This is a genomic window from Ruegeria sp. H7 (assembly GCF_056532945.1).
In genome coordinates this window covers 149,266-169,182 of the sequence record NZ_JBQFNZ010000008.1, presented here as the reverse complement: position 1 = coordinate 169,182, position 19,917 = coordinate 149,266, and the positions used below count along the sequence as shown (strand labels likewise).

Below are 19,917 nucleotides of genomic sequence, written 5' to 3'. Positions count from 1 at the left end.
TTGCTTTTTGCGACCCGCTGCACTTACGGTTGAGCAAACCGCCACAAAATGTTGACCGCCATGAAAAAAATCTTGTTATCCACAATTGCCGTTCTGACCCTTACGGCTTGTGAAGACCCGTTCAACCGCCAAGGTGTTGGGTTTACTGGAATTGATGGCGAACCCCGCACCATTTCCGACGTTCCGGGCGCGGTGGCCTTTGTCCCGCCCGCAACGAATATCCCGGCTGAACTGGCCGAATTGCCAACCGTTACAGTTCTCTCGGATCAGGTCGATCCGAACAAGGTGGCCCGTGTTGCCATCGACAATGGCGGCCGGAACCCGGACACCGCCGTACAATTGTCGGGCAGCGATACCAACCTGTACCTGAGCACGGTCAACGTGAATGGCACGCTTTTCGGAGTGCTGCGCACATCCAACAACAGCACCCGCGTTGACAATTCGATCGGTGCAACCTTCGGCAGCGAAACTGAGCGCTTTACTGGATGCCTTCCTGCGGGGGACGTGTTCCGCAAAGGCTCGTCCGAGCGGAGCAGCGGGTTTGCGGTGCCATTGAACTGCAGCTGACAACTTAGACGATTTGGAATTACAGCCCCCGCCTTCGCAGCGGGGGTTTTTGTTTGTTGGACGGAGGGCAAAAGAAAAGGGCCGGTCACTGACCGGCCCATCGTAATCGTTTCGCCTTGCAGTCGTTATTCCTGTTGCCCCATGAACATCAGCAGGAACTGGAACATGTTCAGGAACGAGATATACAGGCTCAGCGCGCCGTCAAAGGCAGCTTTGTCCAGCCATTCCTGATCGCCATGCGCGGCGTGTGCCACATAGGTGTTCTTGATGTCCTGCGTGTAGAATGCGGTCAGACCGGCGAAGATCAGGATGCCGATGGCCGAAATGGCCAGCATCATCACGCCCGATTGCAGGAACAGGTTGATGATCATGGCAACCAGCAGACCGATCACGCCCATCATCAGGAAGGTGCCCATGCCGCTGAGGTTACGCTTGGTGGTGTAACCGTACAGGCTGAGGCCGGCGAATGCGATTGCGGTCACCAGGAAAGTCTGCGTGATCGAATAGGGCGTAAAGACCATGAAGATCGAGCTCATCGAAACGCCCATAACGGCGGCGAAGATGAAAAAGCCCAGTTGCACAGCCGCAGCCGATCCGCGCCGCATCAGAGCGCCCCAGCCAAACAGCAGGAAGCCCAGCGGGGCAAACATGACAACCCATTTCAGCGGCGTCAGGAACAGGGTGCCACCAAGGCTGGTCAGATAGCGATCAGCGCCGATCTGAGCGACCGCATTGGTCGGATCGCTTGTTACGGCAAGACCGGCAATTGCCCACGCGGCCAGCGCCGTGATCAGCATGCCGACGGACATTGTGCCGTAGACTTTGTTCATATGGGCGCGCAGGCCCTGATCAATCTCGGCGGCGCGCGCGCCGGATACCGTCCGGATCGTGTCGAATTGTGCCATCAAAGGGTCTCCCTTATCGTCCTGTTAGAACGCCCCGACAGGGCGGGGCGGTTTTCCCCTCAAATATCGGCAACTAATGGCTGTGTTTCAAGACTTTCCGGCGGAAAACCGACGAAAACACCCAACAAAACGAGCGACAGGCGACACTGCGTCACCAATCGCTCGGGAAAACATGACTATCCAGGTCATCTTTTCCAGATTTGCGGCGCGTCCCAGAAAAACCGATCCGCTTCTGCCGAGGCTTCGGCGCGGGTAATGCCAATGTCTTTCAGCGCGGCATCGTCCAGTTGTGCCAGTTTGCGACGCTGACGCTTCACCGAAAGCGCCTGAAGCACCAAGGAAACGAACGAGCGTTTGGCGGGTTTGCAGCTGTGATGGATTGCAATTTGGGTCATAGCAATTGTCCTTTCTGCGATTTTCGATGGATTTGTCGCCATCGATCAACTTCCTTGATTGATATGGCAAAGCATGTCATATTTTGAAAACGAATATTTATGATGTAACCCATAAGGAATCGTGAAGATGAGAAATCTGGACATTACAACCCTGCGCTCTTTCGTGGCCGTGGCAGATCAGGGTGGTGTAACCCGCGCAGCCGGATTCCTTCACCTGACCCAATCCGCAGTTTCAATGCAGTTGAAACGGTTGGAGGAGCTTCTGGGCCTTGAACTGCTGGACCGCAGCGGACGGACCATTGCGTTGACGGCCTCGGGCGAGCAATTGCTGGCCTATGCCCGACGGATGATTGCGTTGAATGATGAGGTGATTTCGAAACTCACTGATCAGGCGTTTGAGGGCGAAGTGGTGCTGGGCGTGCCCCATGACATCGTCTACCCGGCGATTCCCCGTGTCCTGCAACGGTTCAATGCCGACTTCCCGCGCGTACGGGTGCAATTGGTCTCGTCCTACTCACTCCAGTTGAAGGATATGTTCAAACGCGGTGAGTGCGATGTGATCCTGACCACCGAACCGTCTTCGGCGGACGGGGCTGAGACGATTGCCGAACTGCCGCTACGCTGGATCGGCGCGCCGGGCGGGTCTGCCTGGCGTAAAAATCCGCTACCCTTGGCGCTGGGGCGGCGGTGTCTGTTCCGCCCGCAGGTGATCGCAGCGCTGGACGCGGCGGGTATCCCGTGGGAATTGTCTGTCGAAACCGAAAACGACCGGACCATCGAGGCCACCGTCAGCGCCGATCTGGCCGTTCACGCGATGCTGGACGGGACCGAGGCCGCGCATCTGGAACAGATCGACTCGGGCGGTGCGCTTCCGGACCTGCCCGCGCATATGATCAACCTCTACGGCGGCGATTCGGGGCGTGACCCGGTTGTCGAGGCATTGGCCCAACTGGTCCGGCAGAACTTCCGCATGTTGGGCGGCAGCCAGTTGCGGGCGGTCGTCGGGTAGGCGCGCTCAGATCGTGATAACGATCTTGCCGGTGGATTTACGTTCTTTCAGCAATTGCATCCCCTCGGCCACATCCGCCAGAGGCAGGGTGTGGCTGATATGCGGTTTGATCTTGCCCTCGCTGTGCCAGCGAAACAGCGTTTTGAAACTGTCCTGAACGATCTTGGGGCGAAAGCTGAGATAGCCGCCGATGTAAAAGCCGATCACGGTCAGGTTCTTGACCAACAGATGATTGGCCGGGATTTGCGGAGCCTCGCCACCGGCAAATCCAATGGGCAGCAAGCGACCTTCAGGGTTGGTGGCGCGAAAGGCCGCCTTGAATACGTCGCCGCCAATGGCGTCGTAAACAACGTCCGCACCGCCCAGTGCTTTGACGGTTTCACGCAGATCCTCGGACGCATCGATCAGGTGATCCGCACCCGCATCTTTTGCAACGGCCAGCTTTTCGGCCCCTCGCGCCTGAGCGATCACGGTCGCGCCCATCAGCTTGCCAACCTCGACAGCCGTCAGACCAACCCCGCCCGCGGCACCGGTGACCAGCAAGGTCTCGCCCGGTTGCAGCCGGGCCCGGTGATCCAGCGCAAGATGGCTGGTGCCATAGGCGATCTGGATCGCAGCGGCATCCTCGAAACTGGTCGTGTCGGGCAGGGGGATCACACGATCTGCGTCAAATACCCCGAACTCGGCCAAACCACCCTGACCCGAGTAAACCGCGACCCGGTCGCCCTGTTTGAGATGCGTGATGTCCGGGCCAACCGACTCGATCACCCCGGCAATTTCCAGGCCCAGCGTGAACGGGGTCTTGGGGGTGTCCTGATAGGTGCCTTTCTGCATCAGCAGGTCTGCAAAATTCAGCCCGCAGGCCTTGATGGCAACGCGCACCTGACCCGCAGACGGGGCCGGAACCTCGACCTCACATAATTGCGCGACTGCGCCGTCGGATTGAACACGATATGCCAGCATAGATTGACCGCCCCTTGATTTGCGGGAATAGGCGCGCGTCGCGCGTCGCTTGTCAATATGCACGCCACGTCGGGCATAATCGGCCCGTCGAATACAACCAATGGTGTAGGGTCCAAAGGGACACAACCACAAACCACCATGTCGGGTGCATGACTCAACCAGCTTGAAAAAAATTCCAAAAGCAGCAATATAGGCACCTAGTGCTGTAATCGGGGGGTGGCACGATCCAGGTTAGGGAGTGGTTAAGGCCCGCTCGCTAAGGTTGCGATCACGGACGTCGCGCAATCCCGTACAGATGTTTGTGTAGTAAAGGAGAATACCAATGACTCATCACGTCGATGTCCATGTGGGCAAGCGCGTTCGGCATCGCCGCTGGCTGATTGGGATGACCCAACAGCAATTGGCGCAGCAGGTTGGTATCAAGTTTCAACAAATCCAGAAATACGAAACCGGAGCCAACCGAATCAGCGCATCCCGCCTGTGGGACATCGCCGAGGCATTGGACGTTCCGGTCAGCTTTTTCTTTGAAGGTCTCGAAGAAGCGGAAAAAAGCCCGTCAGACAAGAAATCGGTGCCTGCTGACCTGATGGGGGACAAGGAAGCTTTGGATCTGGTGCGCTCTTACTACGCAATCCCGGAAAACCAGCGCCGCCGTCTGTTTGAACTGGCGCGGGTTCTCAGCGACGTCGCCTGATCGCTTGACTCTGCCGGGCGTTGGCCGCACCAGTGGCCCATGCACCAGACGCCTTTGACCGACATGGATGTAGCCGAAGCAATGGCCGACGCGGCGCGCGCGGCTATTCTTCCGCATTTTCGCCAACGCGATCTTGAAACCTCGAACAAGCTGGAAGACGGGTTCGACCCGGTCACCGTAGCGGACCGCGCTGCGGAACAGGCAATGCGCGAGGTTCTCAGCCGCCACCGCCCCGATGACGGTATTCTGGGGGAAGAATACGGCCAGACCGAAGGCAGCAGCGGACGCGTGTGGGTTCTGGACCCGATTGACGGCACACGTGGGTTCGTCAGCGGCACACCGACCTGGGGCGTTCTGATCGCGCTGGGCACAGCGGATGGACCTTTCCTGGGTGTGGTCGATCAGCCCTATATCGGCGAACGGTTCATGGGATCCTCAGACATAGCGCAGCTGAAGGGCCCGTTGGGCACATCTGATCTGGCGACACGCAAAACAAAAACGCTGGACGAGGCGATCCTGTTCACAACTTTCCCCGAGGTCGGCACGGCGCAGGATCGCGCGGGGTTCGAAGCTGTATCCAAACAGGTCAAGCTGACGCGCTATGGGATGGACTGCTACGCCTACGCTCTGTTGGCGGCAGGGCAGGCGGATCTGGTGATCGAAGCCGGTTTGAATTCCTATGACATCCAGGCACCGATTGCTGTGATCGAAGCCGCTGGCGGCATTGTCACCGACTGGCAGGGCGGGCCGGCCCATAATGGCGGCCGCGCTTTGGCCGCCGCCAACGCCGAGATCCACGCCGCAGCCTTGCAGATCCTGCGCAACCACTGAAATTGGTTGCCGCTTGCCGGGCCTGCAATTACAGTAAGCAACAGCCGGTTCTTACGCCCGTTTTCCACCGGCCGCACACTCCTTGCATGAGACGGGCAGATGCAGGAGTGCTGATATGACCGAAATTCTCATCAAAAACGCCGATACCATCCTGACCATGGATGACGACCGTCGCGAATTGACCAGTGCGGACATTCTGATCCGCGACGGTCAGATCGCGCAGCTTGGCCATGGGTTGACGACAAAAGGCGAGGTGCATGATGCCAAGGGCTGCGTGGTCACGCCGGGTTTGGTGAACACGCATCATCACCTCTATCAAACCCTGACCCGCGCGGTTCCGGGCGGACAGGACGCATTGCTGTTTGGCTGGCTGCAAACGCTCTACCCGATCTGGGCCCGCTTCGGGCCGGATGAGATGTTTACCTCGGCCCAGATTGGGCTGGCAGAGCTGGCGCTGTCCGGCTGCACGCTCAGTTCCGATCACCTGTACCTGTACCCAAATGGCGCTCGGCTTGAGGATACGATTGCCGCCGCCTCTGATCTGGGCCTGCGCTTTCACCCCACCCGCGGCGCGATGAGCATCGGCGAAAGCGATGGCGGCCTGCCGCCGGATAGTCTGGTCGAAGCTGAAGGCGACATCCTGAACGATATGATCCGCGTGGTGGATGCGTTTCATGATCCCAGCGAAGGCTCGATGTGCCGCGTCGGCCTCGCACCTTGTTCGCCCTTCTCGGTCAGCCGCGATCTGATGCGCGATGCGGCCCTACTGGCGCGCGACAAGGGCGTCATGCTGCACACCCATCTTGCCGAAAATGACGAGGATATCGCCTATTCCCAGGCGCAATTCGGCTGTCGCCCCGGACAATATGCCGAAGATCTGGGCTGGACCGGTCCCGATGTCTGGCACGCCCATTGCGTCAAGCTGGACGGGGCTGAAATCAACCTGTTCTCGAAAACCGGAACAGGCGTCGCCCATTGCCCGTGCTCCAATTGCCGTCTCGGCTCGGGCATCGCGCCGGTGCGAACCATGCGCGATCAGGGCGTGAAAGTTGGTCTGGGCGCGGACGGGTCGGCCAGCAACGACAACGGCAACCTGATGCTCGAGGCGCGGCAGGCCATGCTGTTGCAACGTGTCGCCAATGGGGCCGACGCCATGTCCGCCCGCGAAGCGCTTGAGATCGCGACCCGTGGCGGCGCGGATGTGCTGGGACGTCCAGATTGCGGGCGACTGATGCCGGGCAAACGGGCCGACATCGCCGTTTGGGATACGCGCTGCATCGAAAGCGCGGGCAGTTGGGATCCCGCGGCCCTGCTGCTGGCCGGACCGATGCAGGTCAAACATCTGTTTGTCGAAGGACGTCAGATCGTGAGGGGCGGTCAGATCACAACAATCGACCTGCCACGCGCCATCGAAACCCAAAACCGTCTGGCGCGCGCGCTTGCACAATAGCGGGATCCGCCCTTCATCTGGCTAAAAATACCTCCGCCGGAGGCATGTGCCGAAGGCGCATTCAGCAAGCGGCTTGCGTGCCTCCGATCCAGACCTCGGCAATGGCGCGGTCGTCGCCCATCATGATGGTCGGGAACACGGCCTCCCACAGATCATCTGCGTGGGCCTCACGCTGGGCAATCGCCGGGGTCGAGGCAAGGTCGATCACAATCAGATCCGCCTCCATCCCCGGAGCAATATTGCCGATGCAATCCTCCATCCGCAGTGTTCGCGCCGAGCCGACTGTACCCAGCCACAGCAACTGCGCCGGGTGCAGGGGGCGGCCGCGCAACTGGCCGATCTCGTATGCGGCGGCCATGGTGCGCAGCATCGAAAAGCTGGACCCACCGCCCGTATCGGTGGCCAGCCCGACCCGGTGGCCGTCATGGATCAGCCCGTTCATGTCAAAAAGACCCGAGCCGATGAAAGTGTTCGAAGTCGGGCAATGCACCAGCGCCGCATCCACCTCGCGCAGCCGGTCGCGCTCGCGGTCTTCCAAATGGATGACGTGGCCATACAAGCCGTTCTGACCCAGCAGGCCAAATTTCTCATAGGTGTCCAGATAATCCCGCGCGTCGGGGAACAGGGACCGAACCCACTCGATCTCGTCCGTTTGCTCGCTCAGATGAGTTTGCATCAGGCAATGCGGATGCTCGGCCCATAGCGCCCCCAATGCCTCAAGCTGTTCGGGCGTCGAGGTGGGCGAAAAGCGCGGCGTGATCGCGTAGGACAACCGATCCACGCGGTGCCATTTCTCCAGCAGTGCCTCGGATTGGTCATAGGCCGTTTGCGCGGTGTCCTGCAGACCTTCGGGGGCGTTGCGGTTCATACAGGTCTTGCCCGCGACGACCCGCTGGCCGCGCTGTTGAGCGACCGAGAAGAACGCATCGACGCTTTCGGGATGGATCGTGCAAAAACTGCACATGGTCGTCGTGCCATGTGCCGTTGTCAGATCGAGATAGCGGTTGGCAATCTCGGTCGCATAATCCGTGTCGCCGAACTTCATCTCTTCTGGAAACGTATAGGTGTTCAGCCAATCGATCAGCCGTTTGCCCCAGCTCGCGATCATTGCGGTTTGCGGGTAATGAACGTGGGGGTCAACAAAGCCCGCCATGATCAGATGGTCGCCAAAATCCCGCGTTTCGGCATCCGGATGCGCGGTGCGCAGCGCGTCCAGCGCGCCGACTGCCTGAACGCGCCCGTCCTCGATCAGAACGGCTTCGTCCAGCCGGGTCGCGTCGGTTGGCTCCCCTTCAAACGGCGATCCGTCGAAACTCAGAACGCGCCCTTTCAAAAGCGTCTTTTGCGCCATTCGCCCTGTTCCCTAGCTGTTTGAGACCGTTGATCAGCATAGGCGTGCGAAAGATGTGGGTAAATCGGCGCATTGTCATTGTTTTCCGGTAGCTGCTTCTTCTAATTAAGGGCCAATGGCAAAATAAGCGGGAGCAGCACATGACGACAGGCTTTGATGATCCCGTAGCCGACTCTGCCACCGACGAAGACGTCTATGCGCTGGACCGCCGAACCGTGGCGGCGATTCTCTATGCGGTGGATGTGGAAGACCGGTCCCAGCTGATCGAGTTGATGGAGCCGCTGCACGCCGCCGACATCGCCGACCTTCTGGAACAGATCAACCCCTATGACCGCGCCCGCCTGATCCGTCTGTATGACAAGGAATTCGACGGCGACATTCTGTCGGAACTTGATGAAGCCGTCCGGGAAGAGGTCATCGGTGTTCTGAAGCCGGATGTTCTGGCCGAAGCGGTGCGGGACATGGAAAGCGACGATGTCGTCGACCTGCTGGAAGACCTTGAGGAACCCCAGCAGGAGACCATCCTTGACGCTCTGGAAGATTCCGAGCGTTTGGCGGCAGAGCAGGCGTTGTCCTACCCCGAAAACTCGGCCGGTCGCCTTATGCAGCGCGAGGTCGTCATGGCGCCCGAGCATTGGACCGTGGGTCAGGCCATCGACTTCATGCGCGCCAATGATGATCTGCCCGAGCAATTCTACCACGTCGTTCTGGTCGACCCGCGCCTGAAACCTATTGCTCAGGTCACGCTGGGCAAGTTGATGGCGACGCGGCGCGAGGTTCCGTTGCTGGATCTGACCGAGGAGGAATTCCACATCATTCCCGTCGATCAGGACGAAGAGGATGTGGCCTATGCGTTCAACCAGTACCACCTGATCTCGGCCCCCGTGGTTGACGCCGATGGCCGTTTGGTCGGGGTGATCACCATCGACGACGCCATGGTGGTTCTGGACGAAGAGCACGAGGAAGACATCCTGCGTCTGGCCGGTGTCAGCGACGAAAGCTCTCTGTCGGATAGTGTGGCCGCGACCAGTCGTCGGCGTCTGCCGTGGCTGGCGGTGAATCTGTGTACGGCCATTTGTGCCTCGCTGGTGATTTCGCAGTTCGAGGCGGCAATTGATCAACTGGTAGCACTGGCGATCCTGATGCCGATTGTGGCCTCGATGGGCGGCAATGCGGGTACGCAGTCGCTCACGGTTGCGGTGCGGGCGTTGGCCACGCGCGACCTGACCGGTGCGAACGTGGGGCGCGTGATCCGGCGAGAGTTGCTGGTCGGCATGCTCAACGGGCTGTGTTTTGCCATCGTTCTGGGGACGGTTGGGATGCTGTGGTTCGACTCGCCGCTGCTGGGCGTCGTGATTGGATCAGCCTTGGTCGTGAACATGATCATCGCAGGCTTTGCGGGTACGGTAGTACCGGTCTTGCTGGACCGAATGGGCGTTGACCCGGCTCTGGCATCGGGGACCTTTGTGACCACCACAACGGATGTCATGGGGTTCTTCATTTTCTTGGGGCTGGCCAGCGTGGTGCTTTTGTGACCGATCTGACTGAAATCAAGGCCGCAGCGCGCAAAGCGGCGTTCGCCCGTCGCAAAGCCGCGTTCGATGCGCGCCTGCCCGGCGCCGCCGGGCGTCTGTCCGAAGTGCTGGCTGGCTACCGCGGTGTGCCGCTGTCGGGCTACATGCCGATCCGAACCGAGATTGATCCGCTGCCCGCCATGGCCGAGGCCTCGGCCTATGGTCCGGTCGGTGTGCCTGTGATTCAAGCTGCCGGTCAGGCGCTCAAGTTCTCGCGCTGGACGCCCGAAGGCGTGCTGAAAGACGGGCCTTTCGGGGCAAAAGTGCCCGAGGTTGACGACTATTTCGACCCCGAGATCCTGATCGTCCCACTGGTGGCCTTCGATGCGCAGGGTGGCCGCCTGGGCTATGGCGGAGGATTTTATGACCGCACACTGGAAGGACTGCGCGCCAAACGACCGACGCTTGCCATCGGCTTTGCCTTCGATGTGCAAGAGGCCGACGGGCTGCCGCTGGAACCGACCGATCAGCCGCTGGACATGGTCATCACTGAAAGCCGGGTGCTGAGCTTCGGACCCTAACCCATATTCTCCGCCCGGAAATACTCCCACGCATCTTGTGTTGAGCCATCGGGCAAGGTGCAGGTCCCTGTTTGACCCTCCGCGCTGTCCTGTATCTCGTACTGCCCGCCTTTTTCGACGCAGTAGGTCGCCGCTGGGTTGGCAAGTTCGGTCGATTGTTCCGACGGCTGATCGCAGGCCGCCAGAGGGATCAGCATGGCAACCGAAATGAGGTAGCGGGTCATAAATCTCTCCTGTCCAATGCAGTTTTGCGCTCTAACGCCATAGTTTAACCGCTTGTGCTTGGCATTGACCACACTTAGGACGGTTGGCATGAGGATACTTTTTCTGGGTGACGTCATGGGCCGCGCGGGACGCACGGCCATCCAGCAGCATCTGCCGCGTCTGCGCGAAGACTGGCGGCTGGATTTCGTTGTGGTGAACGGTGAGAATGCCTCGAACGGGATGGGCCTGACGGGCGATCACGCCAAGCTGTTGCTGGATGCGGGCGCGGATTGTCTGACGCTGGGTGATCATGCCTTCGATCAGAAGGACATGCTGCAATTCATCGAGAAAGAGCCGCGCATCGTGCGCCCGGTGAACTTTGCCAAAGGCGCACCGGGGCGGGGGCATCGCCTGTTCAATGCGCCCGGCGGCCGCAAGGTGCTGGTGGCTCAGGTGCTTGGACAGGTCTTCATGAAACGGCCCTTTGACGATCCGTTTTCGGCCATTGAACCGATCCTGAAATCCCACCCGCGCGGCGGGCAGGCGAACGCAATTATCGTAGATATGCACTGCGAAGCGACGTCCGAGAAAATGGCGATGGGCCATTATTGCGACAAGCGCGCCAGCCTTGTGGTGGGAACGCATACGCATGTGCCGACGGCGGATTCACAGATCCTGCCCGGTGGCACCGCCTATCTGACGGATGCGGGGATGTGCGGCGACTATGACTCGGTCATTGGCATGGACAAGATCGAGCCGATGCGCCGTTTCATCACCGGCATGCCCAAGGCCCGCTTTACCCCGGCGAATGGCGAGGCAACGCTAAGCGGTGTATTCGTCGAGACCAACGATCAGGACGGCAGCGCAAAAACCGTGCGAATGGTGCGCGTCGGTGGGCGGTTGGAGCAGGCGGGGCCGTAAAGGCTTGCTCTGCCCCGCGCAATACGGGAAACTACCCATCAGGCGCTTGGGCCAGGGTTCGGACAGAATACCACGAATGCAATTCCTCACACTGACAGATACGGGCAGCGCAATTCTGGCGCTTTTGATTGTTGCGGGCATGTTCGTCATGTTCCTGCGCGAGGTCTACCCGACCGAGGTTGTGGCCATTGGCGGCGTTGCCCTGATGCTGGTCACTGGGATCTTGCCCTATCAAAGCGCGCTGGCCGTCCTGTCGAACCCGGCCCCGTGGACCATTGCCGCGATGTTCATCATCATGGGGGCGCTGGTGCGCACCGGAGCACTGGACGCCTTCACCTCGACCGCGCAGAAACAGGCGCAGGTGAACCCGCGCATTGCCATTGGGCTGCTGATGGCGTTTGTGGTGCTGGCCTCGGCGGTTGTGTCGAATACGCCGGTCGTTGTGGTGATGATCCCGGTCTTTGTCCAGATCGCACGCACGCTGAACGTTCCGGCCTCAAAACTGCTGATCCCGCTGAGTTATGCGGCCATTCTGGGCGGAACGCTGACCCTGATCGGAACCTCGACCAACCTGCTGGTGGACGGCGTAGCCCGCGCGCAGGGCATGGCGGCGTTTACGATCTTCGAGGTTACGCCATTGGGCATCGCTCTGGTCATTTATGGCATGGTCTATCTGCGTTTTATCGCCCCGCGCCTGCTGCCGGATCGCGACAGCATGGCAACCCTGCTCAGCGACCGGTCAAAGATGAAATTCTTTACCGAGGCCGTCATTCCCCCAGACAGCAACCTGATCGGACGCGAGGTTACTGGGGTCCAGCTGTTCAAACGCCCCGGCGTGCGTCTGATCGACGTGGTTCGGGGCGACGAGTCGCTGCGGCGCAACCTTAAAGGGATCGAGCTGCGCGTCGGTGACCGAGTGGTTCTTCGCACCGAAATGACCGAGCTTCTCAGCCTGCAAAGCAATAAAGAGCTAAAGCGCGTTGATCAGGTTTCGGCGGTTGAGACAAAAACTGTCGAGGTTCTGATCACCCCCGGATGCCGCATGGTCGGTCGCACGTTGGGCGCAATGCGTCTGCGTCGCCGGTATGGTGTCTACACTCTGGCCGTACATCGCAGGAATCAGAATATCGGGCGACAGTTGGATGATCTGGTGGTGCGTGTCGGGGACACGCTGCTGTTGGAAGGGGCCCCGGCGGATATTCAGCGTCTGGCGGCGGAAATGGATATGGTCGATGTCAGCCAACCTTCGGCCCGAGCGTTCCGCCGCAGCCATGCCCCGATTGCGATTGGCGCATTGATCGGCATCGTCGCTCTGGCCGCGCTGGGCGTGGCCCCAATCCTGTTGCTGTCGATCCTTGCTGTTGCGATTGTCCTTTTGACCCGCTGCATCGACGCGGATGAGGCTTTTTCCTTTGTCGAAGGCCGCCTCTTGGCCCTGATCTTTGCCATGCTGGCTATCGGGGCGGCGCTGGACGCCTCGGGCGCGGTGTCGCTGATCGTGGAAGCCATCGCGCCATCGCTAGGGCTATTGCCGCCCTTCCTGATCATCTGGGCGGTTTACCTTCTGACCTCGGTCCTGACCGAACTGGTGTCAAACAACGCGGTGGCGGTGGTTGTGACCCCCATTGCCATCGGTTTGGCGCAGGCGGTGGGCATTGATCCGCGCCCGCTGGTTGTTGCCGTCATGGTCGCCGCCTCGGCCTCGTTCGCGACACCTATCGGCTATCAGACCAACATGATGGTCTACGGCCCCGGCGGCTACAGGTTCACCGATTTCATGAAGGTTGGCATCCCGCTGAACCTGACGGTCGGCTTGCTGGCCTCGCTGCTGATCCCGCTGATCTGGCCGCTGTGATACCGGCGCTGTTTTGCCGAACGCAACTTCGCAACCTTGTAAATCCCGTTTCTGTCCCAATCTTTTCTTCAAATGTTTGAAGTGAAAGGACAGAGCGATGCCTTTTCCAAAGATCGGTCAGGCCATTGTTGCCGGTGCAATCGTATTGACCCTGTTGGGCACCCACAGCATGGCGCAGAGTGACAGCGATCCGGCACAAACTCCGGATGCCGCGGTTTTGGAGAACACCAAATGGTCCGCCATCGGTATCGATGGGGCCGTGTTAAACGCCGAAAAAAGCCCCGAGCTTGCCTTTGAAACCGATGGTGCCTTTGGCGGCAGCGGCGGGTGCAACCGGTTTACCGGACGGGCCGAGATGTCTGGGGATCAGATCGAATTCCCCGAGAATATCGCCGCGACCTTGATGGCCTGCCCGCCCGAGGCCGAGCAGACGGAACGCCAGTTCTTTGACGCGCTGCAACAGGTCGCGACCTATGCCGTTGCGGGCGACAGTCTGGTCATGCTGGATCAGAATGGCGAGCCGGTGTTGAAATTCATCCGCCTGCCCTAAGCGTTTACGCCACGGCCCGGGACCGGCCTGCGTTGCGGCCCGAGAAGATGCAGCCACCCAGGAACGAGCCCTCAAGCGCGTTATATCCGTGATAGCCACCGCCGCCGAACCCGGCGACCTCTCCGGCGGCGAACAGGCCGGGGACGACCTGACCATCTGCGCCGATCATCTGGCTGTCCAGATTGGTCTGCAATCCGCCCAAAGTCTTGCGGGTCAGGATATGCAGCTTGACCGCGATCAGCGGGCCATTGGACGGGTCGAGGAATTTGTGCGGCTTGGCTGTGCGGATCAGTTTGTCGCCGCGATAGTTGCGCGCCGCCAGAATCGCCGCAATCTGCGCGTCCTTGGTAAAGGGGTTGTCGACCTGGCTGTCCCGCGCCTCGATCTGGGCGCGCAGATGCGCCTCGTCGATCAGGCCGCCGCCCAGTTGGTTCATGCCGCTGACCAGTTCGGTTAGCGTGTTGGCAACAATGAAATCCTCGCCATGTTCCTTGAACGCTTCGACCGGGGTAGTGGCTTTTGACCCGGTCAGGACGCGCTGGAACAGCACCTCGCGCCAGCCACCTTCGGTCATGTCGGGGTTTTGTTCAGACCCCGACAGGGCGAATTCCTTCTTGATCACCTTCTGGGTCAACACAAACCAGCTATAGTCATACCCGGTTTTCAGGATTTCTTTCAGCGTGCCCAGCGTGTCAAACCCCGGCAGACATGGCGGTTTCATCCGGTTGCCGCGCGCGTCGAACCACATGGAACTGGGGCCGGGCAGGATGCGAATACCGTGCGAGGGCCAGATCGGGTTCCAGTTGCGCAGCCCTTCGGTGTAGTGCCACATCCGGTCGCCATTGATCACGTGCCCTCCGGCCTTTTCGCTGATCGCGATCATGCGGCCATCCACATGAAACGGAACACCCGCCACCATGTCCTTCGGGGGCTCGCCCAGCCTGTCACGGGGCCAGTTCTTGCGCACCATCTCGAAATTGCCGCCGATCCCGCCCGAGGTGACGATAACCGAGGGCGCATAGACCTCGAACTCACCCACCTCATCCCGGTTGGTTTTGGCACCGTGCGGAGCGGTATCATCCGCCAGCACCTCGCCCGAGACGCCCTTGGCGCTGCCGTTCTGCATGATGATATGGCTAACCTGATGGCGGAATTTCAACTCGATCCGTCCGGCGCTGACATGGTCATGCACGCGGCGGATGAAGTGTTTCAGAACGCCCGGACCGGTGCCCCACGTGATGTGAAACCGGGGAACCGAGTTGCCGTGACCGTCCGCATAAGACCCGCCTCGCTCGGCCCATCCCACGATTGGAAACCAGCGCAGACCCATCTCGTGCAGCCATGGGCGCATTTCTCCGGCGGCGAATTCCACATAAGCCTCGGCCCATTTGCGCGGCCACGCGTCCTCGTCCCGGTCGAACTGCGCGCTGCCCATCCAGTCGCGCAAGGCCAGGTCGTGGCTGTCCTTGATCCCCATCCGACGTTGTTCGGGGGTATCGACCATGAACAGCCCACCAAGGCTCCAGAATGCCTGACCGCCCAGAAAACGCTCAGGCTCCTGATCCAGCAGGATTACCTTTTTACCCCGATCACCCAGTTCCGCTGCCGCAACCAATCCCGCCAGTCCGCCACCGACGACAACCGCATCTGCCGTGTTATTGGTCATGAACAGTCCTTTCAGCGTTGGCGAAACCAGACAAGGAAGGGGAACACGACCGCATACATCGTAATCCCATAGACAGCAGATGGCAGGGCCAGGGGGCTGAACCCGCTATCCGTGCCGGTGATCAGGGCCGCCAGCGTGATCCCCAGCGTCGAGTTCTGGATACCTGTTTCGACCGAGACAGTTTTACTCTCGGGCCATGACAGATTTGCGGCACGCGCGATCCCCAGCCCGATCAGCAAAAGCGCAACGTTCAGGGAAATCAAGCCCGCACCCATGATCCCGAGGTTATCGACAAAAAGCTGCCAGTTTCCGGCCAGCGCGGCGACGACGATCAGAACGAACAATACGGTTGCCAGCTTGGACAAACCGTTTTCGATCCGGTTTGCAAACCCAGTTGCAAACCTGCGAAGTCCCACGCCGATGGCCACGGGAAGTGTTGTGATCAGGAACATGGCAATGGCCAGACCGCTGATCGAAACCTCGGGCGCGTTTTCGCCCATGAAATGCGTGATGGACCATGCTGCAAGAACGGGTACCGTCAGGATCGACAGGATGCTGATCACCGCCGTCAGGCTGACCGACAGGGCCACGTCCCCCTTGGCCAGTTTGGTCAGGATGTTGCTGGTCACACCGCCGGGACAAAAGCTGAGCAGCATGAAACCGACCGCGATTTCAGGTGGCAGGCCGAACAGCTTGACGGTCGTGAACGCCGCGATGGGCAGAAGGACGACCTGACATGCCGCACCGATTGCAAAAGGGTATTTGCGGCTCAGCACACGCCGGAAATCCGCGATTTCAAGCCCGACGCCCAGCGACAGCATGATAATGGCCAGCGAGATCGGCAGGCCGACATTAATGAGTAGATCCAAGAACAACTCCTCCCCAAGTCGTTTCGGATCAGCCTATGCTAGCCTGAAAGCCGCAGGCAATACCGCCGTTAGGTCACTTGTAGCGGTCGACGAAGCGTCTCAGGATTTCTCCGGGTTGGGTGACGTCTGCGGCGTTGCAGATATCGATCAGACGTTGCGCGTCTTCAGGCGGGAAATAGCCGTGATGCTTGTAGATATTGATGCGCTGCTCGAAATCCTTTGCGTCCGCCTCGGGGTGAAACTGCGTGGCATAGACGTTCCGGCCCCAGCGGATCATCTGAAACGGGCAGGGGTCAGACGCAATAAGGTGCACGCAGCCGTCAGGCAGAGCTTGCACGGCTTCCTTGTGGCCGACAAAGGCGTCGAATTCCGGGGTCAACCCTGCTGTCAAAGGGTCTGATGCGCCGTCGTCGGTCAGTCGGCAGGATGATGGGCCAACCGGCTCGCCGAACCGGGCTTTGCTGACATCCCCGCCCAGATGCGCGGCCAGAACGCCCAGCCCATAGCAGCAGCCCATGAAGGGATGATCTTGCGCCGTGATCTGAGGCATCAGCCCCATTACCGCGCCTTCGATCTTTGCGTCCAACGCGGATTTTGTCTCGGGCTCGTCACTGACGCAGCCCGGGCCACCGCCGACGATGACGCCCGCATAGTCGGTGACATCCAGCCCCGCGGGCAGGTCTTCGCAATCCAGCCGAATGCGGTGGGTCTGCTCGGGCGACAGACCGGTCTTGTCCAGGATCGAGGCATATTCCGCGTCCGAGGCATCGGTTTCGGGACGCAGTTGGAGGATCAGAAAACGTTTCATGGGCTGGCTTTACCTGTCAAAGCGGCCAGAACACAAGGATGGCGGGGATCGAGACGGCGATGATCAGGATCTCAAGCGGCAATCCCATGCGCCAATAGTCGCCAAACCGATACCCTCCGGGACCCAGAACCAGCGTATTGTTCTTGTGCCCAATCGGCGTCAGAAACGCGGCCGAGGCTGCCACGGCCACCGTCATCAGGAACGGATCCGGCGAAACGTCAAGCGTGCGGGCCATCTGGATACCGACCGGGGCGGCGACAATGGCAGTGGCTGTGTTGTTCAGAACGTCTGACAGTGTCATCGTCACAACCATCAGCACGGTCAGAATGGCCCAAGCGGGCAATCCGCCGGTCAATTGGATCAAGGCGTTGGCGATCAACTCGGTGCCGCCCGAGGTCTCCAAAGCGCTGCCCAGCGGGATCATCGAACCCAACAACACGACAACCGGCCATTCGATGTGATTATAGATGTCGCTGATGGGCATGATCTTGGTCAGGACATAGGCGATGACCACCAATCCCAAAGCGATAGGCAGATAGATCAGGCCGACACTGGCGGCCAGAACGGCGGCTGCGAACAGACCAATGGCGAGCCACGCCTTTTCATTCGCCGTCACGTTCAGGCCCCGTTGCGCCAGAGGCAGACAGCCCAGCCATTCGGTGACGTCGGCTCCCCGGTCGCGGGGGCAGAGCAGCAGAAGGATGTCACCGGCCTCGACTTCCGTCTTGCGGACCTGTTCTGTGATCCGGCGGCCTTGACGGGAAATACCCATCAGCACCGTGCTCTGCCGCCAGGCCAGCCCCAACCCTTGCGCGGTACGGCCCGTGATCCGGGCGCTTTCGGTGGCGACGACCTCGATAACCTCAAGCCCTTCGCCTTCGGCGGTCAGCACTTCTTGCCGCCGGGTATCCGAGAAATCCAGGTTCAGGGCGGCGCGGAACTCGTCCAGCGCCTCGGGGCGGGCTTCCAGAACCAGCGCGTCGCCTTCGGCCAGAGTCGCATGGGCAGAGCGGCCATAGCGCCGCTTGCCGTCCCGGATCAGGCCGATAATGGCCACGTCGGATTTTTCGGCGGCCTCGTACAGCTCGCTGACGCGCTTGCCGATATGGGACGATTCAGGCGGCAGGGTCAGTTCGGCGATATATTCGGCAAGGGTCTCGGACGCCTCTTCCTGCTTGCCCCGGTTGGGGATCAGTCGCCAGCCGATCAGAGATACAAAGGCCAGCCCGGCAATGGCGGCAATGCCACCGACCGGGGCGAAATCGAACATCCTGAAGGGCTCACCCAGCGTCTCTGCCCGAATTGAGGCGATGATGATATTGGGCGGCGTACCGATCAGGGTTGCCATCCCGCCCAGTATGGTCGCGAAACTCAGCGGCATCAGCGACAGGCCCACGGATCGTCCCGCCTTGCGTGCGGTCTGAATGTCCACCGGCATCAACAGGGCCAGTGCGGCGACGTTGTTCATGAAGGCCGACAGGACCGCACCGATCCCACCCATTAGCGCGATATGCGCCCCCAGACCGCGCGAGGCATCGACCAGAGTGCGCGTGATCAGGAACACGGCCCCGGACCGGACCAGCCCGGCCGAGACGACCAGCACAAGTGCGACGATGATCGTGGCCGGGTGCCCAAACCCCGCAAAAGCGTCGTCGACCGGCACCACGCCCAGCACGACGCCCACCATCAAGGCGGCAAAGGCCACAAGGTCATAGCGGAAACGCCCCCACAGCAGCAGTCCAAAAACAGTAATGAAAAGCGCAAAAAGAATGATTTGATCTGTCGTCATGGGCTCACCATACCCGCAAGGGGGCGTCTCGCAAGCCGGTCTCTTGATCCTGCCCCCCGCAAACGTCTATATGAGCGCCGAATACGCAAACACGATGACGAGGACGCATTATGGCAGGCCACTCCAAATGGGCCAATATCCAGCACCGCAAGGGACGTCAGGACGCCGCGCGGTCCAAACTGTTTTCCAAACTGTCGAAAGAGATCACCGTGGCCGCCAAGATGGGCGACCCCGATCCCGACAAGAACCCGCGCCTGCGTCTGGCGGTGAAAGAGGCCAAGTCGAACTCGGTCCCCAAGGACGTGATCGACCGCGCGATCAAGAAATCGGTCGCGGGTGAAGGCGATGAATACGAAGAAATCCGGTATGAGGGCTACGGCCCCAATGGTGTTGCCGTGATTGTCGAGACGATGACGGATAACCGCAACCGGACGGCCTCGACCGTGCGCTCGACGTTTTCGAAGAATGGCGGCAATCTGGGTGAGACCGGCTCGGTCGGGTTCATGTTCGACCGCAAGGGTGAGGTTGTCTATCAGGCGGACGCAGGCGACGCGGATACCATTTTCGAAGCCGCGATCGAGGCCGGGGCCGAAGATGTCGAAAGCTCGGAAGACGGTCACATCATCTGGTGCGCGGATACCGATTTGAACGACGTGTCCAACGCGCTGGAAGAGGCGCTGGGTGAATCCGAATCCACCAAGCTGGTCTGGAAACCCACGACCACAACCGAACTTGGTCTGGAAGACATGCAAAAGCTGATGAAACTGGTCGATGCGCTGGAAGACGATGATGACGTGCAGCGCGTCACAACCAATTTCGAAGCGACTGATGAGGTCATGGCGCAGCTCTGACCCTTTCAACCCGATTGGTGTTGGGCCCGGCCAGTTTGGCCGGGCTTTTTTGTTTCGGGCATTTCACGGGATGCTTGGTCAAGGCCCGGGAACGCAATAGTCTGGGGGCCTGACAAAGCAACCGGGACGGGCCCGCAGGCTGGC

20 protein-coding genes are annotated in these 19,917 nt (G+C 60.3%); 11 read left to right on the top strand and 9 right to left on the bottom strand.

All coding sequences use genetic code 11. From position 1 onward, the window contains the following. The first annotated feature begins 60 nt into the window (after positions 1–60). Positions 61–567, top strand: a complete 507-nt coding sequence (locus ACR0AC_RS17315) for a hypothetical protein (protein ID WP_170519917.1) — start codon at positions 61–63, stop codon at positions 565–567. A 125-nt stretch (positions 568–692) separates the two neighbouring features. Here ACR0AC_RS17315 and ACR0AC_RS17310 read toward each other — a convergent pair whose 3' ends face one another. Further along, positions 693–1,472, bottom strand: coding sequence for a Bax inhibitor-1/YccA family protein (locus ACR0AC_RS17310; RefSeq protein WP_170454955.1), 780 nt, complete (start codon positions 1,470–1,472; stop codon positions 693–695). Positions 1,473–1,657: 185 nt separating this feature from the next. After that, complete coding sequence (locus tag ACR0AC_RS17305) at positions 1,658–1,867, bottom strand: YjiS-like domain-containing protein (protein ID WP_170454952.1); 210 nt, start codon at positions 1,865–1,867, stop codon at positions 1,658–1,660. Positions 1,868–1,994: 127 nt separating this feature from the next. On the opposite strand from ACR0AC_RS17305, the gene ACR0AC_RS17300 reads away from it, so the two are divergent. Further along, positions 1,995–2,876, top strand: a complete 882-nt coding sequence (locus ACR0AC_RS17300) for a LysR family transcriptional regulator (RefSeq protein ID WP_170454950.1) — start codon at positions 1,995–1,997, stop codon at positions 2,874–2,876. A 6-nt stretch (positions 2,877–2,882) separates the two neighbouring features. Here the strand turns inward: ACR0AC_RS17300 and ACR0AC_RS17295 are convergent, their stop codons facing one another. Further along, positions 2,883–3,839, bottom strand: a complete 957-nt coding sequence (locus ACR0AC_RS17295) for an NADPH:quinone oxidoreductase family protein (protein WP_480875070.1) — start codon at positions 3,837–3,839, stop codon at positions 2,883–2,885. Between the two features lie 322 nt (positions 3,840–4,161). On the opposite strand from ACR0AC_RS17295, the gene ACR0AC_RS17290 reads away from it, so the two are divergent. The 3 genes from ACR0AC_RS17290 (at position 4,162) to ACR0AC_RS17280 (ending at position 6,814) form a co-directional block, all read left to right on the top strand. Beyond that, positions 4,162–4,533 carry a helix-turn-helix domain-containing protein gene (locus ACR0AC_RS17290; protein ID WP_170454946.1) on the top strand — a complete coding sequence of 124 codons (372 nt, stop codon included), beginning with the start codon at positions 4,162–4,164 and terminating at the stop codon, positions 4,531–4,533. A 39-nt stretch (positions 4,534–4,572) separates the two neighbouring features. Beyond that, positions 4,573–5,364, top strand: a complete 792-nt coding sequence (gene hisN, locus ACR0AC_RS17285; RefSeq protein ID WP_170519921.1) for a histidinol-phosphatase — start codon at positions 4,573–4,575, stop codon at positions 5,362–5,364. A 115-nt stretch (positions 5,365–5,479) separates the two neighbouring features. Beyond that, the gene (locus ACR0AC_RS17280) at positions 5,480–6,814 is read left to right on the top strand and encodes an 8-oxoguanine deaminase (protein WP_480875066.1); all 1,335 of its coding nucleotides are present in this window, start codon (positions 5,480–5,482) and stop codon (positions 6,812–6,814) included. Between the two features lie 61 nt (positions 6,815–6,875). Here the strand turns inward: ACR0AC_RS17280 and guaD are convergent, their stop codons facing one another. Next, complete coding sequence (gene guaD, locus ACR0AC_RS17275) at positions 6,876–8,165, bottom strand: guanine deaminase (RefSeq protein WP_480875063.1); 1,290 nt, start codon at positions 8,163–8,165, stop codon at positions 6,876–6,878. Between the two features lie 140 nt (positions 8,166–8,305). On the opposite strand from guaD, the gene mgtE reads away from it, so the two are divergent. Further along, complete coding sequence (mgtE, locus tag ACR0AC_RS17270) at positions 8,306–9,700, top strand: magnesium transporter (RefSeq protein ID WP_480875060.1); 1,395 nt, start codon at positions 8,306–8,308, stop codon at positions 9,698–9,700. Then, complete coding sequence (locus tag ACR0AC_RS17265) at positions 9,697–10,260, top strand: 5-formyltetrahydrofolate cyclo-ligase (protein WP_480875058.1); 564 nt, start codon at positions 9,697–9,699, stop codon at positions 10,258–10,260. The genes mgtE and ACR0AC_RS17265 overlap by 4 nt, the downstream gene beginning before the upstream one ends. Here the strand turns inward: ACR0AC_RS17265 and ACR0AC_RS17260 are convergent. Further along, positions 10,257–10,484: a putative hemolysin gene (locus tag ACR0AC_RS17260; protein WP_480875055.1), complete on the bottom strand. Its 228-nt coding sequence runs from the start codon at positions 10,482–10,484 to the stop codon at positions 10,257–10,259. The genes ACR0AC_RS17265 and ACR0AC_RS17260 overlap by 4 nt on opposite strands. An 88-nt stretch (positions 10,485–10,572) precedes the next feature. Here ACR0AC_RS17260 and ACR0AC_RS17255 point away from each other — a divergent pair, with 88 nt between their 5' ends. The 3 genes from ACR0AC_RS17255 to ACR0AC_RS17245 all read left to right on the top strand — a co-directional run bounded on the left by ACR0AC_RS17255 (position 10,573) and on the right by ACR0AC_RS17245 (position 13,790). After that, on the top strand, positions 10,573–11,385 hold the full coding sequence (locus ACR0AC_RS17255; RefSeq protein ID WP_170454932.1) for a TIGR00282 family metallophosphoesterase: 813 nt from the start codon (positions 10,573–10,575) through the stop codon (positions 11,383–11,385). A gap of 76 nt (positions 11,386–11,461) precedes the next feature. Beyond that, positions 11,462–13,240, top strand: coding sequence for an SLC13 family permease (locus tag ACR0AC_RS17250; RefSeq protein ID WP_170454930.1), 1,779 nt, complete (start codon positions 11,462–11,464; stop codon positions 13,238–13,240). A 97-nt stretch (positions 13,241–13,337) separates the two neighbouring features. Continuing rightward, positions 13,338–13,790 (top strand): META domain-containing protein, encoded by a 453-nt coding sequence (locus ACR0AC_RS17245; RefSeq protein WP_480875051.1) that lies wholly within the window; start codon positions 13,338–13,340, stop codon positions 13,788–13,790. A 4-nt stretch (positions 13,791–13,794) separates the two neighbouring features. On the opposite strand, the gene ACR0AC_RS17240 is transcribed toward ACR0AC_RS17245, so the two are convergent. The 4 genes from ACR0AC_RS17240 to ACR0AC_RS17225 all read right to left on the bottom strand — a co-directional run bounded on the left by ACR0AC_RS17240 (position 13,795) and on the right by ACR0AC_RS17225 (position 18,922). Next, positions 13,795–15,456, bottom strand: coding sequence for an FAD-binding dehydrogenase (locus tag ACR0AC_RS17240; RefSeq protein WP_480875049.1), 1,662 nt, complete (start codon positions 15,454–15,456; stop codon positions 13,795–13,797). An 11-nt stretch (positions 15,457–15,467) separates the two neighbouring features. Then, positions 15,468–16,325, bottom strand: coding sequence for a bile acid:sodium symporter family protein (locus tag ACR0AC_RS17235; RefSeq protein WP_170519950.1), 858 nt, complete (start codon positions 16,323–16,325; stop codon positions 15,468–15,470). A gap of 73 nt (positions 16,326–16,398) precedes the next feature. Next, positions 16,399–17,133, bottom strand: coding sequence for a glutamine amidotransferase (locus ACR0AC_RS17230; RefSeq protein WP_170454922.1), 735 nt, complete (start codon positions 17,131–17,133; stop codon positions 16,399–16,401). A 16-nt stretch (positions 17,134–17,149) separates the two neighbouring features. Continuing rightward, positions 17,150–18,922, bottom strand: coding sequence for an SLC13 family permease (locus ACR0AC_RS17225; protein WP_480781610.1), 1,773 nt, complete (start codon positions 18,920–18,922; stop codon positions 17,150–17,152). 110 nt (positions 18,923–19,032) lie between these two features. Here ACR0AC_RS17225 and ACR0AC_RS17220 point away from each other — a divergent pair, with 110 nt between their 5' ends. Next, the gene (locus ACR0AC_RS17220) at positions 19,033–19,773 is read left to right on the top strand and encodes a YebC/PmpR family DNA-binding transcriptional regulator (RefSeq protein WP_170352472.1); all 741 of its coding nucleotides are present in this window, start codon (positions 19,033–19,035) and stop codon (positions 19,771–19,773) included. The last annotated feature ends 144 nt before the right edge of the window (positions 19,774–19,917 follow it).

Bases quoted from the DNA above. Each gene is read 5' to 3' on its own strand.
- ACR0AC_RS17310 (WP_170454955.1), bottom strand. From the start codon at position 1,472: ATGGCACAATTCGACACGATCCGGACGGTATCCGGCGCGCGCGCCGCC.
- ACR0AC_RS17305 (WP_170454952.1), bottom strand. From the start codon at position 1,867: ATGACCCAAATTGCAATCCATCACAGCTGCAAACCCGCCAAACGCTCG.
- ACR0AC_RS17290 (WP_170454946.1), top strand. From the start codon at position 4,162: ATGACTCATCACGTCGATGTCCATGTGGGCAAGCGCGTTCGGCATCGC.
- ACR0AC_RS17300 (WP_170454950.1), top strand. From the start codon at position 1,995: ATGAGAAATCTGGACATTACAACCCTGCGCTCTTTCGTGGCCGTGGCA.
- hisN (WP_170519921.1), top strand. From the start codon at position 4,573: ATGCACCAGACGCCTTTGACCGACATGGATGTAGCCGAAGCAATGGCC.
- ACR0AC_RS17240 (WP_480875049.1), bottom strand. From the start codon at position 15,456: ATGACCAATAACACGGCAGATGCGGTTGTCGTCGGTGGCGGACTGGCG.
- ACR0AC_RS17230 (WP_170454922.1), bottom strand. From the start codon at position 17,133: ATGAAACGTTTTCTGATCCTCCAACTGCGTCCCGAAACCGATGCCTCG.
- mgtE (WP_480875060.1), top strand. From the start codon at position 8,306: ATGACGACAGGCTTTGATGATCCCGTAGCCGACTCTGCCACCGACGAA.
- ACR0AC_RS17280 (WP_480875066.1), top strand. From the start codon at position 5,480: ATGACCGAAATTCTCATCAAAAACGCCGATACCATCCTGACCATGGAT.
- ACR0AC_RS17220 (WP_170352472.1), top strand. From the start codon at position 19,033: ATGGCAGGCCACTCCAAATGGGCCAATATCCAGCACCGCAAGGGACGT.
- ACR0AC_RS17315 (WP_170519917.1), top strand. From the start codon at position 61: ATGAAAAAAATCTTGTTATCCACAATTGCCGTTCTGACCCTTACGGCT.
- ACR0AC_RS17295 (WP_480875070.1), bottom strand. From the start codon at position 3,839: ATGCTGGCATATCGTGTTCAATCCGACGGCGCAGTCGCGCAATTATGT.
- guaD (WP_480875063.1), bottom strand. From the start codon at position 8,165: ATGGCGCAAAAGACGCTTTTGAAAGGGCGCGTTCTGAGTTTCGACGGA.
- ACR0AC_RS17255 (WP_170454932.1), top strand. From the start codon at position 10,573: ATGAGGATACTTTTTCTGGGTGACGTCATGGGCCGCGCGGGACGCACG.
- ACR0AC_RS17260 (WP_480875055.1), bottom strand. From the start codon at position 10,484: ATGACCCGCTACCTCATTTCGGTTGCCATGCTGATCCCTCTGGCGGCC.
- ACR0AC_RS17245 (WP_480875051.1), top strand. From the start codon at position 13,338: ATGCCTTTTCCAAAGATCGGTCAGGCCATTGTTGCCGGTGCAATCGTA.
- ACR0AC_RS17250 (WP_170454930.1), top strand. From the start codon at position 11,462: ATGCAATTCCTCACACTGACAGATACGGGCAGCGCAATTCTGGCGCTT.
- ACR0AC_RS17225 (WP_480781610.1), bottom strand. From the start codon at position 18,922: ATGACGACAGATCAAATCATTCTTTTTGCGCTTTTCATTACTGTTTTT.